Source organism: Niastella sp. sgz303648 (assembly GCF_059587045.1).
In genome coordinates this window covers 110,862-126,091 of sequence record NZ_JCAPSW010000013.1, presented here as the reverse complement: position 1 = coordinate 126,091, position 15,230 = coordinate 110,862, and the positions used below count along the sequence as shown (strand labels likewise).

The window sequence follows — 15,230 nt, the reverse complement described above, 5'->3', positions numbered from 1 at the left end:
AATCATGAAAAATAGCAGGCATCTTCTCAACTGCAGAAAGCAATTTTTTCTGCCCCGCATTACCGGTTTACGTTCACGTAGTATTTACCGCATTTGTATTTTGTTTTTATGGATGGCTTCCTGTAAACAGGCAACCAAACCATCGTCTCATTCAACTGCTGAAAAACCGGTGGCCGCAAAAACCAGGCTACTGTATTCCAAAGGATTTACGATAGAATATTTCGAAAACTACAAGCTGGTAAAAATTGTAAACCGTTTTTCAAATAAAACCGATACCCTGCAATATGTATTGGTACAAAGAGGAAAACCTGCTCCTGGTGGTTATCCCGGCGCACAGGTGATACAGATACCCGTACAAAAGCTGATGGTAACTTCTTCCATGCACGTAGGGCTGGCCGATTTTGCCGGGGCTGCCGATGTAATAATCGGACTTGCCGAATCAAAATATGTTACTTCGCCCATAGTGCGCAAAAATCTGGCATCAGGTAAAATAGTTGAAGTGGGCAATGGCAGCGCCATGAATAATGAGTTGATCATTTCCATGAAACCCGATCTGTTAATGACGATGGGCAGCCCCGACGCGCCATTCGCACGCTACCAGCCCCTCACCGGCGCCGGTATTCCTGTGATGATGAACGCCGAATGGCTCGAAACCGACCCGTTAGGACGGTCAGAATGGGTGAAGCTTATGGCAGCCCTGTTGAATAAAGAAGAAGTAGTGAACCCGAAATTTGGCGCCATGGAAAAGGAATACAACCGCTTAAAAGAGCTGGCTTCAAATGTAACAAACAAGCCTGAAGTAGTGGTTGGAATGCCTTTTAAAGGAACCTGGTATGTTCCTGATGGAGACAGCTATATGACACAATTTTTAAAAGATGCCGGTGCATCATATCATTGGGCGAATGTAACAGGTACCGGCAGTCTGGCGCTTAACTTTGAAGCAGTGGCCCCTATTGCACTGAAGGCCGATTTTTGGCTGAACATGAACAATGCCAAAACAAAAGAAGAAATTGCAGCCGCTGATCAACGTTATACTCAGTTCAATTCATATCGGAAAGGAACGCTGTTTAACAACAACAGGCGCATAAACGACATAGGCGCCAATGATTACTGGGAATCAGGCGCCGTTAATCCGAGCCTGATCCTCGCCGACCTGGTTAAAATTCTTCATCCTGAATTATTACCGGATCACCAACTGTTTTATTACCAACAATTACAATAATGACCGTAGCCTCCTATTCCGCTACCCGAAAATACCAATGGGCGGCTTCATTCACGAAGCTGGCTGCATTGTTTTTTCTGTTGCTGATCGTGTTTATAACAGATATAGCCTTCGGCTCGGTATCAATTCCGTTACGTGCAGTGCTGGATATTATTGTATCGGGCAAAGCCAGCAACGAAGCATGGATATATATTGTTGAGCAAATCAGAATACCCAAGGCAATTACAGCCGTTATCGTAGGCTGCGGGTTACCTGTGAGTGGCTTACAGATGCAAACGCTTTTCCGCAATCCACTGGCAAGTCCTTCGATTTTGGGCGTTACGGCAGGTGCCGGTTTGGGCGTAGCGCTTGTGATGTTATCAGCAGGCAGCATTACCACTATATATGCCATTAAAGAGCTGGGCATTTCGGGAAGCTGGCTGATTCTGCTGGCGGCTTCATTAGGAGCAGCTTTTATCATGTTTATCATCATAGCCATTTCGGCCCGCATAAGAGATAATGTTATTATGCTGGTGGTGGGTGTAATGATCGGCAACATCACCCTTTCCGTTATCAGTATCTGGCAATATTTCAGCGCACCCGAGCAGGTGAAGGATTATTTAATATGGACATTCGGTTCACTCGGCGGCGTTTCGGGCAGCCAGCTTTACCTGCTGGCAGCTGTAGTAGCAACAGGTTTACTGATCGCATTTGCCTCTTCAAAAGTGCTGGATACATTATTGCTGGGCGAGCACTATGCCCGCACCATGGGTTTAACGGTAAACAGAACACGGCTACTGATAATCGGTAGCACCAGTTTGCTGGCGGGCAGCATCACCGCTTTTTGCGGTCCTATCAGCTTTATTGGCATAGCAGTTCCGCACCTGGCGCGCTCCTTATTCAACACATCAGATCATCGTATGCTTATGCCTGCCTGCTGTTTGATGGGCACCTCGCTAATGCTGTTGTGCGATATCATTGCTCAGTTGCCGGGCAGCAACACCGTATTGCCTATTAATGTTATTACGGCACTGGTGGGTTCGCCGGTAGTCATCTGGATCATTATGAGCCGGAATAATTTAAAAAATTCTTTCTGATGAATAACACAGCGCCTTTATTGAAAGCAAGCGGTTTATCCATCGGATATAAAAAAGGTAAAGAAGAAAAGATCATTGCATCACAGCTGGAGCTGGAAATGCATCCCGGACAAATGATTTGCCTGCTGGGACCCAACGGCGCCGGTAAATCAACACTCATCCGCACCCTCGCCGGTTTACAACCCCTGTTGTCGGGAACAGTGGAAACAATTGGTAAAAATATTACAAAGCTAAAGCCGAAAGAAAGAGCAACACGTTTGAGTATGGTGCTCACGGGCAACGTGCAGGCCGGTAACCTGAAAGTTTATTCAGTTATTGCGTTAGGCCGATTTCCTTATACCAACTGGTTAGGCACCATGCAACCCGAAGACAGGAAAATAGTGCAATGGGCGATGCAGATAACAGATACCACTTCTTTTGCCAACAGAAAACTAAGCGAGTTGAGTGATGGCGAATCACAGAAAGTAATGCTGGCAAGAGCACTGGTACAGGATACGCCGGTTATTATACTTGATGAACCAACAGCACATCTTGACCTGCCCAACCGCATTTCGCTCATGCGCCTGCTGCACCAGCTGGCAAAAACAACCGGCAAAGGCATTTTGCTATCGACCCACGACCTTGACCTTGCCCTGCAAACTGCCGACGAAGTATGGCTGCTGCATAATGATGGCGCATTAACGAAAGGCGCACCCGAAGACATAGTACTAAATGGCGCATTTGAAGCCGCCTTTTATAAAGAAGGCTTTGCGTTCGATAAAAGCAGCGGCACATTTATCATTCACAACAGCAATGGAAAATCAATACGGGTTGAAGGCGAAGGCGCCTCGCTGTTCTGGACAAAAAGGGCCTTGCTGCGCGAAGGATTTGAAGTTGCAGCCCATGCCGAAGAAAGTATTCACATCATAGGGGAAGGAAATACTGTGCAATGGATGTATAAAAATGAAACGCATAGCTCCATAGCCGGTTTACTGCATTCGGTGCGCAACCACTACGGCGTTTCAAATAAATAATCAGATACAATCAGCATAATGAAAATCTATACCAAAAAAGGCGACAAAGGCACAACAGGATTATTTGGCGGCAAGCGGGTGTACAAGGATGATATACGGGTAGAGTGTATCGGCACGCTCGATGAAGCAAATTCAACCATCGGGCTGTTGCGTACGAAGCTCGGCAATGAACATGAATGGCAGGCCAATTTGCACAAAATACAAAAAGACATGATGGATATGATGTCGCACCTGGCCCGGCCTTCCGATACCAAAAAAGTAAACACTAATCCCATGCCAACAGACGGTGCGGCCTTTTGCGAAGCATGGATCGATGCATTAGAAAATGCCATGACCTCCCCTTCTGACTACTTTTTATTACCCGGCGGCAATGAAATTTCGGCCCTTTGCCATGTAGTTCGAACCCAAATGCGCCGGGGCGAACGCACGCTGGTAACGCTAATGAAAGAAGATGAAATACATGAGGCCATTCCGGCTTATATCAATCGCCTTTCAGATCTTTTCTTTACCCTCGCCAGAGCCGAAATGGACAAGGCAGGCGTAGCCGAAGAAAAGTGGCAACTGTTTTTATACAAGCGGTTTAAGAAGCAGGAGCCGGATAGTAATCAGGAGGCGTCATTTTAGCATTTCGCGCTTTTCTTTTCGATATTCGTTTTAAGATCAATCAATCTTTGCTGAACGTTTGCTATCAGATTATTTTTAATCACCCTGGTTACCAGGCTGAACGGAAAACGAAGGGTAAAAGAATACAAAAAAATAACTTCTGTTGTTGAGGCATCAACCTCCTTAAACGTCCATGAGCCCAGAAAAGATTTAAACAAAAAAGGGCCTTTGGTCATTTTGATAGCTGTTGCTTTTGGTCTGTTGAATGAAACATATTCAGTTTCCATTCCTAATCCGTTCTTTGCCACGCAATAAGCTTTTATTCCTATGCCTGCTTTTGCCCCTTCTATCAGTTCTGCTTTTTTCAGAAAGGTATCCCACGTGAGTCTGTTTCTGTAATCCTGCGTATAGTCAAAGGCTTCTGTCTGACTACAATTGATAATAATGCTTTCTGAAAACTTTATTCCTTTCATGCTTAATCAGTAATTGCCTCCATTTTCTTTTTGAAATCGGGATGCAGCAGGTATAAGGCTTCAATGGTTTCATTGTCGGCATCTTTGCTTTTCGTGTAAAGCTGAGTAAGCGGAACCGCTTTGTCCCACTGTTTATCTTCCACGCAGGCATTGATGAGTTCCAGTGTCCCAGGCCCACAGTCAGGCATATTTTTATGCAGTCTTTCCAAACAAACCATTTTGCTGGCATGATCTTCACTTTGCTTGTAGATCAATGCCCGGTAATAATCCAGAAAAGGATCTTTGTTAATGAGGGAGTCGAGACCGTTAACACACCGCAAGGCTCCGGCATAATCTTTCTTCAGGAAATAGGCATCGATCAGGAGCAGGTACATATTGGGCGCATCCGGGTATGCCTGCTGAAATTCGTTAAGCGCAGCGAGGTATTCATCCGTTCCCAGGCCACTGGCAATTTGAATATAGGCAATTTTAAAGAGCTTTTGGTCCCTGATCACAGCGGGGAGTGTTTTGAACAGCTGGTTGGCTTTTTCAAATTCTTTTTCATTAGTATAGGCTTTGATCAACTGCATTTTTTTGACTTCCTCTTTGCCAATATTGTCTACCGCTTCAGCCTTTTCATCCATGAACATGAGCGATTGTGCCAAAGTACTGCTCAGGTTTTCGCCCGTGGTATAAATGAATATATCTGCAATTTTAACCTTATCTCTTTTTTTAATTAGTTCGAAATCGTGGTAGTTAAGTTCTTCGTTGTACATTCTGAAAACCAGGTGCTGATGGTTGTTCTTTTCGTATTGCTTTACCAGCTCATAGGTTCCTTTTTTACCGAGACTGTTTATTACCTGTTTGCCAAATTCGCCTGATTTCATGCTATTCAAAGCACCCGCCACCATCGACTGGTTCAGCTTGTTATTTGACAGGTTATTGATCCTTTTTTCAAGAGCGTCCAGGTCAAGCATTTCATTGAGCCTAACGGCACTGTGATGAGCAACAGCATCACTCACTGATGCAGCAACCGCAGCGGCTTCTTCCTTCGTTACGGGCTTTTCCGGATCTGAGCAGGCCATAACAAAAAGAACAAGTAGAAGGAAACTATACGATAAGATGTTTTTGGTGAACATGGTTGGTTTGGGTTGATAGGGTATAAATATAATAAAAGGGAAAGAACGTTTGTGCTTTCCCCTTTGTTGTGTGGGATAAAACAAAGACAGTGATGAATCTTCGAAACTATCCGCTACTATTAATGGAACGGCGTATAAGCCATCATTAGTAACCGGTGCTTACGTTTCGGATTATATTACTATCGAAGGTCTTCAGATCACATCGGGCGACTCACTTTCGCTATCGTTGGATATCCCCGATACCGCACACGTGAACAACCCTATTGATTTGTATTCAGGCGGGATTACTTATTATAAGAAAAAAAGCGACATTACTTACACCGCTCTTTGGAATGGTTCTCATGGTTCTACCACCTTAACCATCTGGGATAAAACAAACAAAAAAATTGCCGGCAACTTCAATGGTGTTATTTACGCACTTGGTAGCTCCACCGATAGCATTGTTGTTACTAACGGTCAGTTTAATACTAATTACCAATAAATAGTGTAAGAGATTTATTTAAAACAGTATCGCCTCATTAAACTTATATGATCCCGACTTACCGGTCGGGATTTTTTTTTAATAGTGCTGTGCGAGATGATATCAGAATAACCAATAAGTTAAACGCCACTTCAAAGTAATGGCTTTATAATTTAATTGAAATGCTGCCTTATTTGGCGTACCTTCAGGTATATTCATCAAGAGCATTTTGTAATCTTTCCAACTCCCCCTTTGGCTCAGTTTCAATCCTTACAGTTGCTTTCCTGAATGCAAATTCAATTCAATCATCTCAAAATGAACAGAGAAATGGACACTATAAGTACTGTCCTTAACGATCTAAAACAAAAAAGGCAGGACAATGAATTTGTTATCAATGAAACCGGATTGGTTACGCTCAATGGCAAATTGTATAATCAGCGTGACATTAAAATTATCAAAACCTACCGTTTTGAAGGCGAATCTGACCCGGCAGATGAGGCTATTATATATCTTATCAGGGCTAATGATGGTATTATTGGCTATAGCCTGGATGCTTATGGCGTATATACCAATCACACGAATGACGGGTACGCAGATTTGATCAGGAAAATGGCCATGCGAAACCAATAAAAATAAGGTAAGCATGGCTGGTATTCATTACAGAAAAAACGAATTTCTTTATGGACACTAAAATTATTAACCAGATATCATCAGACGAAGATGAATACCTGGGTAAGCTGCATAAAATTGTACAGGAAACTATTCAGGAGGAAGATCTTATCATCAATAATTTATTGCATCCGCCGCAGGAAATTGTTTCGCGGGGACAAAAACTTTCTGATAAAGTAGCCCGTTTCGGTGGTAGCTGGAAGTTTATTATTTTATTTGTGATCATCCTGGCGATTTGGATATTTTACAATGTTACCATAATAAAAAGCAAAGAGTTTGACCCCTACCCCTTTATACTTATGAATTTGCTCCTTTCCTGTATAGCTGCACTACAAGCGCCCGTTATTATGATGAGCCAGAACCGGCAGGAAGAAAAAGACAGGATGAGAAGTGAAAACGATTACCTGATCAATTTGAAAGCGGAAATAGGCATTCGCAGCCTGCATCAAAAGATGGATTTATTGTTGGGCGAACAAATTAAAACACTGTATGAAATGCAGGCAAAGCAATTCGCCATGCTGCAGGACATTAAAACAAAGTTAGAAAGGAAAACGGATATTGCTATTTAGTAATGATTTCTTCTAATAATAAGGGCCAGGATAAAGATCAAGCCTTGATTAAATCCAATATCCAATGAAAAACCAGATCAAAGATAACGAGCTGATATCTCATGAATATTATAGGATTGATTATTTATGTAACACATTTAAAAACATTACTGCGACTTTAATGCCAATACAATCGGCTTGCTTGTCAATACTACTTTATTAATGAATGGTTGTTGTACTCACCCTCCGAACTTTTATAGGGCTTTTTTTCCCTGCATAATGTTTAGCAGAACGGCAATAATTGCAATTACAAGCAGCAGGTGAATGGCGCCCCCGACATGATATCCGACGAACCCAACCAGCCATCCGATGACGAAGATGACGGCAACGATATAGAGTAATTTTTCCATAAATTTTTTATTTGTATTTAAAAAATCGTCAGTATATATTACTGACGATTATGATCACACCTCACTTGTTATGTTGATGATCATTTTTCCGTTGGTCATGATCATTCCTCTGCTGGTTTTGATCTCTTTTCCAATTATTATGTTCAGGGTGGTCTTTGTTTTCATAATATCTTGAATCGCGGCTATTACGGATTATTTCCTGGTCGTGATGGCCTTTGTATTCAGCATATTTTGCCCTGTAGTTTTCAGCGTGACGATAAGGATATCGATCATTGACCACTACCTTGTACCCGTTGTATATATCATAATTATGTAACCGGTAAGGTAAAGAGTTGCCATATACCCAGCGTCCGCGTTGCTGATAAATATATTGGTGGCCCGGAACATAGTAAAACACATCGATATCGGGCATATAATAATACTCAACATGGTCATATCCTACAGGCCCCCATACAGGCTGAGCACCGATATTGGCCCTGACATTCACATTCAATTGCGCTGTAGCTGTTCCAAATAAAAAGCCACTAAACAATAATGCTACTATAAAAATTGATTTCTTCATTTTGTATATGTTTAAATTGCTTTTTGAAATTATTAAGTCCGGTATCCTTTTATTTCTGTTTTGTTTATCATTTCATGCTGATTTAATTTCCAGTAAAAACCTATTGTGCAAAGGTGAGCCTGTTTTCGATGATAAGTGTTATATAATTGAACAAATAGATTACATCATTCACACATTGCCATATACGAAGTAGAAAAATGAAGAAGAAAGCAGGAAACAGGAAAGAGAGGCCGGTACAATAAAACGGATTTGTTGGTACGGTCAGTAAATATTATTAGTATAATCGCTGTTTACCTGAATAATATCCGGCTCTTTTACGTAAGTGTTATTGTACCTGAAACGCAGGTTGGTATCAATTGTAAGTTTGAAAGCATTGTGCTGCAGTGATTTTCGGGGAAAATACATGAACCGCAATTCTATTGTTCCAAACAATATATTCTCGTTGCGTGTTCGTATCCCCCCGCCTATACCAAAATAAAAGCCTGAGTTTTCAGCATTTTTATGTTCAGGTGTAATAAGTGCAATATCTGCAGATGCAAACGTTGCAAACTTAAAACCCAACGCTTTGTATTTTAGAAAAAAGAATGTTTCTGTATGCACACCCGCACGTTGGTGTCCGCTTGCTGAATCAAAAGAAATATATTGAAGTCCAAATACATTATTAATCCCAAGGGGTTCAAGACCAATGCGGTTAAATTGCTTTGTATAACTCAATCTCAGGTATTGCCGCATTTTTAAGTTTCTGAAGCTAAAAATACGGCTGAAAATACTGGCGCCCATTAAAACGGTTGCATCCTGAATTTTGCTTTTGTTTAAAAAAGTTTCTGTTCGTAAAAAGTATTGCCTCACATACCCGCTGTTTGTTACAACATACCAATTGGCATCCACTCCGGTATAAAATCTTTTCATGTATAATTGTTTATACCAGCCAGTAGTTAAGGCAATATTATAACCATAAGGAACATCTTCAGTGATACCAAAACCAAAAACGTAATTGGTTTTATAAAAGTTTTGCCTGAAAAAAGTAAACTGAGCCAGTAAGGCTTCCCGGTCGTTGAACCTGAAATTAAATCCGTCGTTTACCTGGTAAGGCACCCGGTTAAACCTGTTTCGAAAATAACGAATGCTGATGAATTGCCTGTTTAATATAGTTTTCAGGAACAGGAATTTACGCACGCCCAGGTTATACCCAATCCATGCATCATACGTATCGTAATGATAATAATAGAACAGGCTATCGGGCTTTGCATAATTATTATAAGTTTGGCTATGAGCAAGATTTATGGCACCTGCTACATGCAGGTATTGTGATACCAAAGGCTTTTCGATTGCCACATGCCAGGTATGTTCATCTATGGTGCCATCGTACAGGTCGGAGTTGATTGTTGAATAGCCAATAGATGTATTAACAAACGTATTGCCGATACTATTTTTTTTGTATAGTATTTCATAGCCAAAATTCGGATCTCGCTTTTTTTCGAGCACCGTTGTAAACTGAACTTTTTGTGCCGTTCCCATTACATTGGCATCCCCTATTCTTGCCTTAAACCGGTCTTTGGTAGCATTGCTGAGTTCAAATGTAATGCTAAGGAAGTCTTTGGTAACAACTATCAAATCGATGGAATCAGGTTCATTCGCAATCGTATCTACGAATATGCGCGCATCATGTATGTAATCCAGTGAACGAAGATATCGTTCATTATCTGCCACTACATTAGCAATGAGTGCCGTTTTTTCTTTAATGAAAAGATTGTTGCGTATTACCCTTTCATTTGTAATCTTATGCAGGTGGTTTACAAAATCTTTACCGAAATAACTGATTTCTTTTGCCGTATCTGTAAGTGTTTTATCAAACCCGAACTCTTTGATCAGTATATGCCTGATGCCCTTACCCTGGTAAGGCAGAAACGGCTCCTCATTTTTACTGATGAGCACACCCGGTTGCATAGATGTATCTACACTTTTTCGTGTTATTACATTCAGGAGAAACCGCGAAAAGGTTATATTCTTTTTGGGTATGGCATGTATGGCAGAGTCGTTTATTTGGGAATACACACAGCCATAAGGAAGCAACGCAAAACAGAAAGCAATGCAAAAGCAAGCAATATTTTTCGCTGTAAACATATTCGGTGGAGCTTCCATAGGTTATTAAACTCCGTAAATACGTTACATTTCACATATCGTCCAGCATGGAGCGTCGTTTGTTCTTAAGCTGTTTGAAATGCGAAGGAGTGAGGCCGGTTACTTTCTTAAACTGAGCCGAAAGATGCGCAACACTGCTGTAATGCATCTTGTAAGCGATTTCCGTAAGATTCAATTCATCATATACGAGTAATTCTTTTACCCGTTCAATTTTGTGAGCGATTAAGAATTTTTCAATCGTAGTGCCCTGCACTTCTGAAAAAAGATTGGCAAGGTAGGTGTAATCGTGGTTTAATTGCTGGCTTAAATATTCGGAAAAATTTATTTTCAACGGATCTTCTGAATAATGGACCAATTCAATAATAACATTTTTGATCTTCTGGATCAATACACTCTTTTTGTCGTCCATTAATTCGAGGCCCGATTTCAATAACGCGGCTTTAAACTGGTCATGCTGTTCAACTGATATATTTTCCAGCACTTCTGCTTCGCCTAATTCCACTGAAGTATAATGCAATCCCAATTTTTTCAGTTCTTCTTTCACGACCATCTTGCATCGGATGCAAACCATATTTTTAATGTACAGTTTCAAAAAAGTTTATTTATTAAATTAACATGGGTATACATATATGCCAACCTGTATGGGAGGGAATCTGGTAGCACGGATATGACGGCTATCCGTACTTAAATGTACGTAAAAACTTCCTTATTGGTCCTCTTTGGGAAGCAATTGATTTAATTTCAGCTCATCTATGTCCATATCCCTTTCTACCTGCCTTATTGCCGTATCGCTAAACTGGCCGTCTTTATGGAGTTTCAGCAGCAGATCCCGTTGAAACCGGCCGATCTCAATTTGTGCTTTTTGCATAGCAGTAAGCGTTCTTACCGGCAACTGTTCTTCCTGCTTTTCGTTTCGGGTATGGGTACTGATTTCTTTGACTAATTTTGCGGCTAACAGCTCATATTTCTTTATTAACTCCTTCCTGATCCGTTCTTCCGGTAGTGGGTAAAAGTCATAATCAATAAAATGCAGCGTGCTGTTCACAACATACAATTGAAGTTCTTTTTCTTCTTTATCCTCGTTGTTCGAAGGTTTTACGCCAAGAAGCCTGATCAACAGGGGAAGGGAAAATCCCTGCACCACCAGCGTTACAAAGATCACAACAAAGCAAACAAATATGATCAGGTGTCTTTGCGGAAAAGCATTTCCGTTATAAAGCGTAAGCGGCAGGGCAAGGGCCGAAGCCATAGAGATCACCCCTCTGGTGCCTGTCCAGGCAACAATTAAAACATTTTTCCAGTCGCCATACCGGTCCTTATCCGGCAACGCATCGTTGTGGTTCTTCTTACCCCTGTTAAAGAATCTGAATGAATAAGCCCCCGCGAAAACCCATATCATACGTACCAAAATAGTAACCACGCTAATGATCAATCCGTAGCCTATAAGCGAGGATAATCTGTAATGTGTTAATTGCTTTAAAATGCCAGGCAATTGCAGGCCAATAAGAATAAATATAAATCCGTTCAACAAAAACAGCAGGGTGTCCCAAACTACTCTTGTGCGCATCCTTGTTTGATAAGAAAATATTTCCTGTGAACGCCACGACAAAAGAAGGCCGGTGCTTACAACAGCCAGTATGCCCGAAGTATGCACCTGTTCTGCAGCCAAATAGGATAAAAAAGGCGTTAACAGGGTTAGACTTGTTTCAACAATAGGATAGTTGTTAATTTTTTTATGAATAACTATTAACACATAGCCCACCAGCAAGCCGATAAGAATCCCTCCACCGGTCACAAATAAAAACTGCAAGCCGGCATGCCAGAAAAGGAAACTCCCTGTAATACCCGCTGCCAGCGCATACCGGTAGGCAATTAGGGCAGATGCATCATTAACAAGGCTTTCGCCTTCAAGGATACTGATAACATGCTTGTTCAAACCAAGCCCTTTGATGATGCCGGTAGCAGCTGCAGCATCGGGCGGAGAGATGATTGCCCCCAATAGAAAAGCCAGCGGCCAGCTAAACGTTGGGATAAAATAATGGGCAGTAATGGCAACAGCGATCGTAGTAAAAAAAACAAGGCTGGTGCCCAATGCCGATATGGGTCTTATATTGGTTTTAAAATCATGCCACGACGTGCGGAAAGCTGCGTCATACAGCAATGGTGGTAAAAAAACAAGGAAAACAACATCGGGATCCAGGGCCAAACCGGGTAATACCGGTACAAAGCCAATGATCAACCCAACCAGTACCAGAAACACAGGATTAGGAAGTTTTAGTTTATCAATAACAGCCGATAAACTGATCAAAACTGCCAATATAAAAATAATGATCTTAAAGTTTTCCATTCTCCAATTTTCAAAGTAACAACTCAACGCTTAGGGTTGACCAACTCATTTTTTTAAAACCGTGGCAATACCATTTGATTACTGGTTTAATTTTTTGCATTGTTGTAAGCTAAGCTTAATAATCCGGATAGCTGCAAATGTGTGAATGATATAACTTATTTATCCAATTATGTAACAGTCGTTTAGGCAAATAGATGCAGTTTTGGATCGTGTTATTCCGGTCATTCACGAATATTCCCGCAACATTGAAAGCAGTAATTAAATTTCTTATGCTGTTCCTGGCTCTCAATGCTTTTACATGGATAGTCCCGCAAAAAGCATTAGCACAGGGATCTGTCAGCTTCCAGGTTTTTTATGATGATTTAAGCCCCCACGGTTATTGGGTAAATAATTCGGATTATGGATACGTTTGGGTTCCTCGTGTATCTCACGGGTTTATTCCTTATGCAACTAACGGCCATTGGGTATTCACCAATGAAGGGTGGATGTGGTTTTCTAATTATTCATGGGGATGGGCTCCTTTTCACTATGGCAGGTGGTTTTATGATTCCTATTATGGCTGGGTATGGGTTCCTGATTACGAATGGGCTCCTGCATGGGTTATATGGAGAAGGTGCGAAGGTTATTACGGATGGGCGCCAATAGGCCCCGGCATCAGCATTGAGATTGCTTATAGCAGTGGCTACAATTTACCCTACGATCGTTGGAGATTTGTAAGGGAAAGGGATTTCGGAAGAACGAACATTTATAATTATTATGTCAGTACATCAAACTATACAACAATCATTAACAAATCCACCGTCATAAATAATTTCCAGGTAGATCATTCACGCAATGTAAGATACAATGCCGGTCCCGATAGAACTGAAGTTCAAAAATATGCCGGTAAACAATTTACGCCGATAGCTATTAAAGAAATCGGCAGGCCCGGTCAGAACCTGAATCGCGAAGAGCTTCAGATATACAGGCCACAGGTACAAAAAAATATATCTGCCGAACGTAAACCAGTCCCTTCGAAAGTGGAAGGTTGGAAGGGAAATCAGCCAGCAAGGCAACAGCCGGTTCAACAGCAACGGATTGATCAGCCCGCAAAGCAGCAACCGGTACAACAGCAACGGAACGAACGACCAACAATGCAGCCGCCGGTACAACAGCAACGGATTGATCAGCCTGCAAGGCAGCAGCCGGTACAACAGCAACGGAATGAACGACCAGCAATGCAGCCGCCGGCTAAACAACAACATTCGCACTCCCAAAAAAACAATCCCCCCAAAAAAGAAAATAATTAAGGCTTTTCCCTTAAACTAATCCAGCTTCAGATGAATCCGGCCCGCATGGCATTTTTTTACTCTAATTAATAAAAAAAGTTTATGTCTGGCTTACTTTACATCATTGCCGTTATACTCATCCTTGGATGGGCAGTCGGATTCTTCGCATTTCATGCCGGAGGAATCATTCACCTTCTGCTTCTTATTGCACTTATTGCAATCATAGTTAGAATAATCCAGGGAAGAAGGGTTCTATAAAATTACCCGGTAGTTTTGAGAAGATTGAATTTTAATCGTTCTAACAGATGACCGGGGCATGCTTCCCTTATTGGAATATTATGCCCTGTTTATTTTAAACCGAATAGTTTGCAGTGTACCGGAAAGCATTTATTTATGATCCGGCATAAGTTCTTCCGTATCCAGATAAACGGCAAAGGATCCGGGAATAATTTTTCCTCCATACAAATGTGCATACACTTTCGTAAATGTAGCCCCGAAGTATATGATCACACTGGAGTAATAAATCCAAAGAAGAAGAACAACCAGGCTACCAGCCGCTCCATACATAGAAGTTACATCAAAATAAACAAGAAAATAACCAATGCCTGCTTTGCCAAGCATAAAGAGGATGGAAGTAAATACAGCTCCCTTTATAGCATCTTTCCATTTCACTTTGCCGTCGGGCAGAAATTTGAACATGAATGTAAACAGCAGGGCCACAATGGCGGCAATAAAAATACGGTTAATGGCAAATACCATATAAATGCTGGCGTCGGCAAAGAACCCGATCAGGTAATTACCCAAAATATCAATCAGCCAATTGATCATTAATGACAAAACAAGTATTAAACCAATGAAACTGAATACGCCTAAAGAAATAGCTCTTTTAATAAAATATTTTTTCCTGTCAAGTTTCGGTATGGTTTTAAGCTTCCAGATGTGATTGATGGCGTCCTGCACTTCTGTAAAAACGGCTGAAATGCCAAACACCATGGCAATGATTCCGGCAGCCTTTGCCACAAAAGAAGCCTGTGCCGAAACAACATGCTGAATCATTTGCTGAATCTGCAAGGCAACAACATCCCCGACATGAGTGCGTATATCTGAAAATATTTTTCCTTCCATCGCCTGTTTGCCGAAAAAATATCCACATAACGAAATTGTAATAATAAGCAGAGGAGCCAGTGAAAAGATAGTATAGTAAGAAAGCGAGGCGCTATAGCGAAGATAATTTTCGGCAATAAAAGTTTTAAGAGTAGTCCTGAAGGTACCCCATAGCTGTGCAAAAAAGTTTGGGATCCATTTCATGTTGTAAAGAT

The 15,230-nt window shown here is 41.4% G+C and carries 17 protein-coding genes; 9 read left to right on the top strand and 8 right to left on the bottom strand.

Going from position 1 to position 15,230, the window contains the following annotated elements:
• Positions 1 to 4: 4 nt before the first annotated feature.
• Genes AC59IL_RS29480 through AC59IL_RS29465 form a run of 4 tightly spaced genes read left to right on the top strand, consistent with a single transcriptional unit; the run spans position 5 to position 3,935 of the window.
• A complete protein-coding gene (locus AC59IL_RS29480; RefSeq protein ID WP_496555828.1) occupies positions 5 to 1,222 on the top strand; it encodes an ABC transporter substrate-binding protein in 1,218 nt (405 codons plus the stop codon).
• A complete protein-coding gene (locus AC59IL_RS29475; protein WP_496555827.1) occupies positions 1,222 to 2,298 on the top strand; it encodes an iron chelate uptake ABC transporter family permease subunit in 1,077 nt (358 codons plus the stop codon). The genes AC59IL_RS29480 and AC59IL_RS29475 overlap by 1 nt, the downstream gene beginning before the upstream one ends.
• Entirely contained in the window at positions 2,298 to 3,311 is a 1,014-nt protein-coding gene (locus AC59IL_RS29470) for an ABC transporter ATP-binding protein (RefSeq protein ID WP_496555826.1), read from the top strand. Before AC59IL_RS29475 ends, AC59IL_RS29470 begins: the two co-directional genes overlap by 1 nt.
• Positions 3,312 to 3,329: 18 nt before the next feature.
• Positions 3,330 to 3,935, top strand: coding sequence for a cob(I)yrinic acid a,c-diamide adenosyltransferase (locus tag AC59IL_RS29465; protein WP_496555825.1), 606 nt, complete (start codon positions 3,330 to 3,332; stop codon positions 3,933 to 3,935).
• On the opposite strand, the gene AC59IL_RS29460 is transcribed toward AC59IL_RS29465, so the two are convergent.
• Both AC59IL_RS29460 and AC59IL_RS29455 read right to left on the bottom strand, forming a co-directional pair.
• Positions 3,932 to 4,387, bottom strand: a complete 456-nt coding sequence (locus AC59IL_RS29460; RefSeq protein ID WP_496555824.1) for a type II toxin-antitoxin system RatA family toxin — start codon at positions 4,385 to 4,387, stop codon at positions 3,932 to 3,934. The genes AC59IL_RS29465 and AC59IL_RS29460 overlap by 4 nt on opposite strands.
• Positions 4,388 to 4,389: 2 nt before the next feature.
• On the bottom strand, positions 4,390 to 5,505 hold the full coding sequence (locus tag AC59IL_RS29455; protein WP_496555823.1) for a tetratricopeptide repeat protein: 1,116 nt from the start codon (positions 5,503 to 5,505) through the stop codon (positions 4,390 to 4,392).
• A 250-nt stretch (positions 5,506 to 5,755) separates the two neighbouring features.
• Between AC59IL_RS29455 and AC59IL_RS29450 the strand changes: the two genes are divergently transcribed.
• The 3 genes from AC59IL_RS29450 (at position 5,756) to AC59IL_RS29440 (ending at position 7,203) form a co-directional block, all read left to right on the top strand.
• On the top strand, positions 5,756 to 5,986 hold the full coding sequence (locus tag AC59IL_RS29450; protein ID WP_496555822.1) for a hypothetical protein: 231 nt from the start codon (positions 5,756 to 5,758) through the stop codon (positions 5,984 to 5,986).
• A gap of 294 nt (positions 5,987 to 6,280) precedes the next feature.
• Complete coding sequence (locus AC59IL_RS29445; RefSeq protein ID WP_496555821.1) at positions 6,281 to 6,595, top strand: hypothetical protein; 315 nt, start codon at positions 6,281 to 6,283, stop codon at positions 6,593 to 6,595.
• Positions 6,596 to 6,645: 50 nt separating this feature from the next.
• Positions 6,646 to 7,203: a DUF1003 domain-containing protein gene (locus AC59IL_RS29440; RefSeq protein ID WP_496555820.1), complete on the top strand. Its 558-nt coding sequence runs from the start codon at positions 6,646 to 6,648 to the stop codon at positions 7,201 to 7,203.
• A gap of 233 nt (positions 7,204 to 7,436) precedes the next feature.
• Here the strand turns inward: AC59IL_RS29440 and AC59IL_RS29435 are convergent, their stop codons facing one another.
• From AC59IL_RS29435 to AC59IL_RS29415, 5 genes are all read right to left on the bottom strand, one after another.
• Positions 7,437 to 7,592 (bottom strand): lmo0937 family membrane protein, encoded by a 156-nt coding sequence (locus tag AC59IL_RS29435; protein WP_496555819.1) that lies wholly within the window; start codon positions 7,590 to 7,592, stop codon positions 7,437 to 7,439.
• Positions 7,593 to 7,653: 61 nt separating this feature from the next.
• Positions 7,654 to 8,154: a hypothetical protein gene (locus tag AC59IL_RS29430; protein ID WP_496555818.1), complete on the bottom strand. Its 501-nt coding sequence runs from the start codon at positions 8,152 to 8,154 to the stop codon at positions 7,654 to 7,656.
• A gap of 261 nt (positions 8,155 to 8,415) precedes the next feature.
• Positions 8,416 to 10,296, bottom strand: a complete 1,881-nt coding sequence (locus AC59IL_RS29425; RefSeq protein ID WP_496555817.1) for a hypothetical protein — start codon at positions 10,294 to 10,296, stop codon at positions 8,416 to 8,418.
• Positions 10,297 to 10,327: 31 nt separating this feature from the next.
• Positions 10,328 to 10,888 (bottom strand): helix-turn-helix domain-containing protein, encoded by a 561-nt coding sequence (locus tag AC59IL_RS29420; protein ID WP_496555816.1) that lies wholly within the window; start codon positions 10,886 to 10,888, stop codon positions 10,328 to 10,330.
• A gap of 114 nt (positions 10,889 to 11,002) precedes the next feature.
• Entirely contained in the window at positions 11,003 to 12,643 is a 1,641-nt protein-coding gene (locus tag AC59IL_RS29415) for a Na+/H+ antiporter (protein ID WP_496555815.1), read from the bottom strand.
• A gap of 269 nt (positions 12,644 to 12,912) precedes the next feature.
• On the opposite strand from AC59IL_RS29415, the gene AC59IL_RS29410 reads away from it, so the two are divergent.
• Positions 12,913 to 13,932, top strand: coding sequence for a DUF6600 domain-containing protein (locus AC59IL_RS29410; protein WP_496555814.1), 1,020 nt, complete (start codon positions 12,913 to 12,915; stop codon positions 13,930 to 13,932).
• An 81-nt stretch (positions 13,933 to 14,013) separates the two neighbouring features.
• On the top strand, positions 14,014 to 14,169 hold the full coding sequence (locus tag AC59IL_RS29405) for a lmo0937 family membrane protein (RefSeq protein ID WP_496555813.1): 156 nt from the start codon (positions 14,014 to 14,016) through the stop codon (positions 14,167 to 14,169).
• 129 nt (positions 14,170 to 14,298) lie between these two features.
• On the opposite strand, the gene AC59IL_RS29400 is transcribed toward AC59IL_RS29405, so the two are convergent.
• A complete protein-coding gene (locus AC59IL_RS29400; RefSeq protein WP_496555812.1) occupies positions 14,299 to 15,219 on the bottom strand; it encodes a YihY/virulence factor BrkB family protein in 921 nt (306 codons plus the stop codon).
• Positions 15,220 to 15,230: the final 11 nt, after the last annotated feature.

Excerpts from the sequence above, each read along its gene's own strand:
- AC59IL_RS29460 (WP_496555824.1), bottom strand. The coding sequence starts at position 4,387 with ATGAAAGGAATAAAGTTTTCAGAAAGCATTATTATCAATTGTAGTCAG.
- AC59IL_RS29470 (WP_496555826.1), top strand. The coding sequence starts at position 2,298 with ATGAATAACACAGCGCCTTTATTGAAAGCAAGCGGTTTATCCATCGGA.
- AC59IL_RS29465 (WP_496555825.1), top strand. The coding sequence starts at position 3,330 with ATGAAAATCTATACCAAAAAAGGCGACAAAGGCACAACAGGATTATTT.
- AC59IL_RS29410 (WP_496555814.1), top strand. The coding sequence starts at position 12,913 with ATGCTGTTCCTGGCTCTCAATGCTTTTACATGGATAGTCCCGCAAAAA.
- AC59IL_RS29445 (WP_496555821.1), top strand. The coding sequence starts at position 6,281 with ATGAACAGAGAAATGGACACTATAAGTACTGTCCTTAACGATCTAAAA.
- AC59IL_RS29435 (WP_496555819.1), bottom strand. The coding sequence starts at position 7,592 with ATGGAAAAATTACTCTATATCGTTGCCGTCATCTTCGTCATCGGATGG.
- AC59IL_RS29480 (WP_496555828.1), top strand. The coding sequence starts at position 5 with ATGAAAAATAGCAGGCATCTTCTCAACTGCAGAAAGCAATTTTTTCTG.
- AC59IL_RS29415 (WP_496555815.1), bottom strand. The coding sequence starts at position 12,643 with ATGGAAAACTTTAAGATCATTATTTTTATATTGGCAGTTTTGATCAGT.
- AC59IL_RS29425 (WP_496555817.1), bottom strand. The coding sequence starts at position 10,296 with ATGGAAGCTCCACCGAATATGTTTACAGCGAAAAATATTGCTTGCTTT.
- AC59IL_RS29475 (WP_496555827.1), top strand. The coding sequence starts at position 1,222 with ATGACCGTAGCCTCCTATTCCGCTACCCGAAAATACCAATGGGCGGCT.
- AC59IL_RS29430 (WP_496555818.1), bottom strand. The coding sequence starts at position 8,154 with ATGAAGAAATCAATTTTTATAGTAGCATTATTGTTTAGTGGCTTTTTA.
- AC59IL_RS29400 (WP_496555812.1), bottom strand. The coding sequence starts at position 15,219 with ATGAAATGGATCCCAAACTTTTTTGCACAGCTATGGGGTACCTTCAGG.
- AC59IL_RS29440 (WP_496555820.1), top strand. The coding sequence starts at position 6,646 with ATGGACACTAAAATTATTAACCAGATATCATCAGACGAAGATGAATAC.
- AC59IL_RS29455 (WP_496555823.1), bottom strand. The coding sequence starts at position 5,505 with ATGTTCACCAAAAACATCTTATCGTATAGTTTCCTTCTACTTGTTCTT.
- AC59IL_RS29405 (WP_496555813.1), top strand. The coding sequence starts at position 14,014 with ATGTCTGGCTTACTTTACATCATTGCCGTTATACTCATCCTTGGATGG.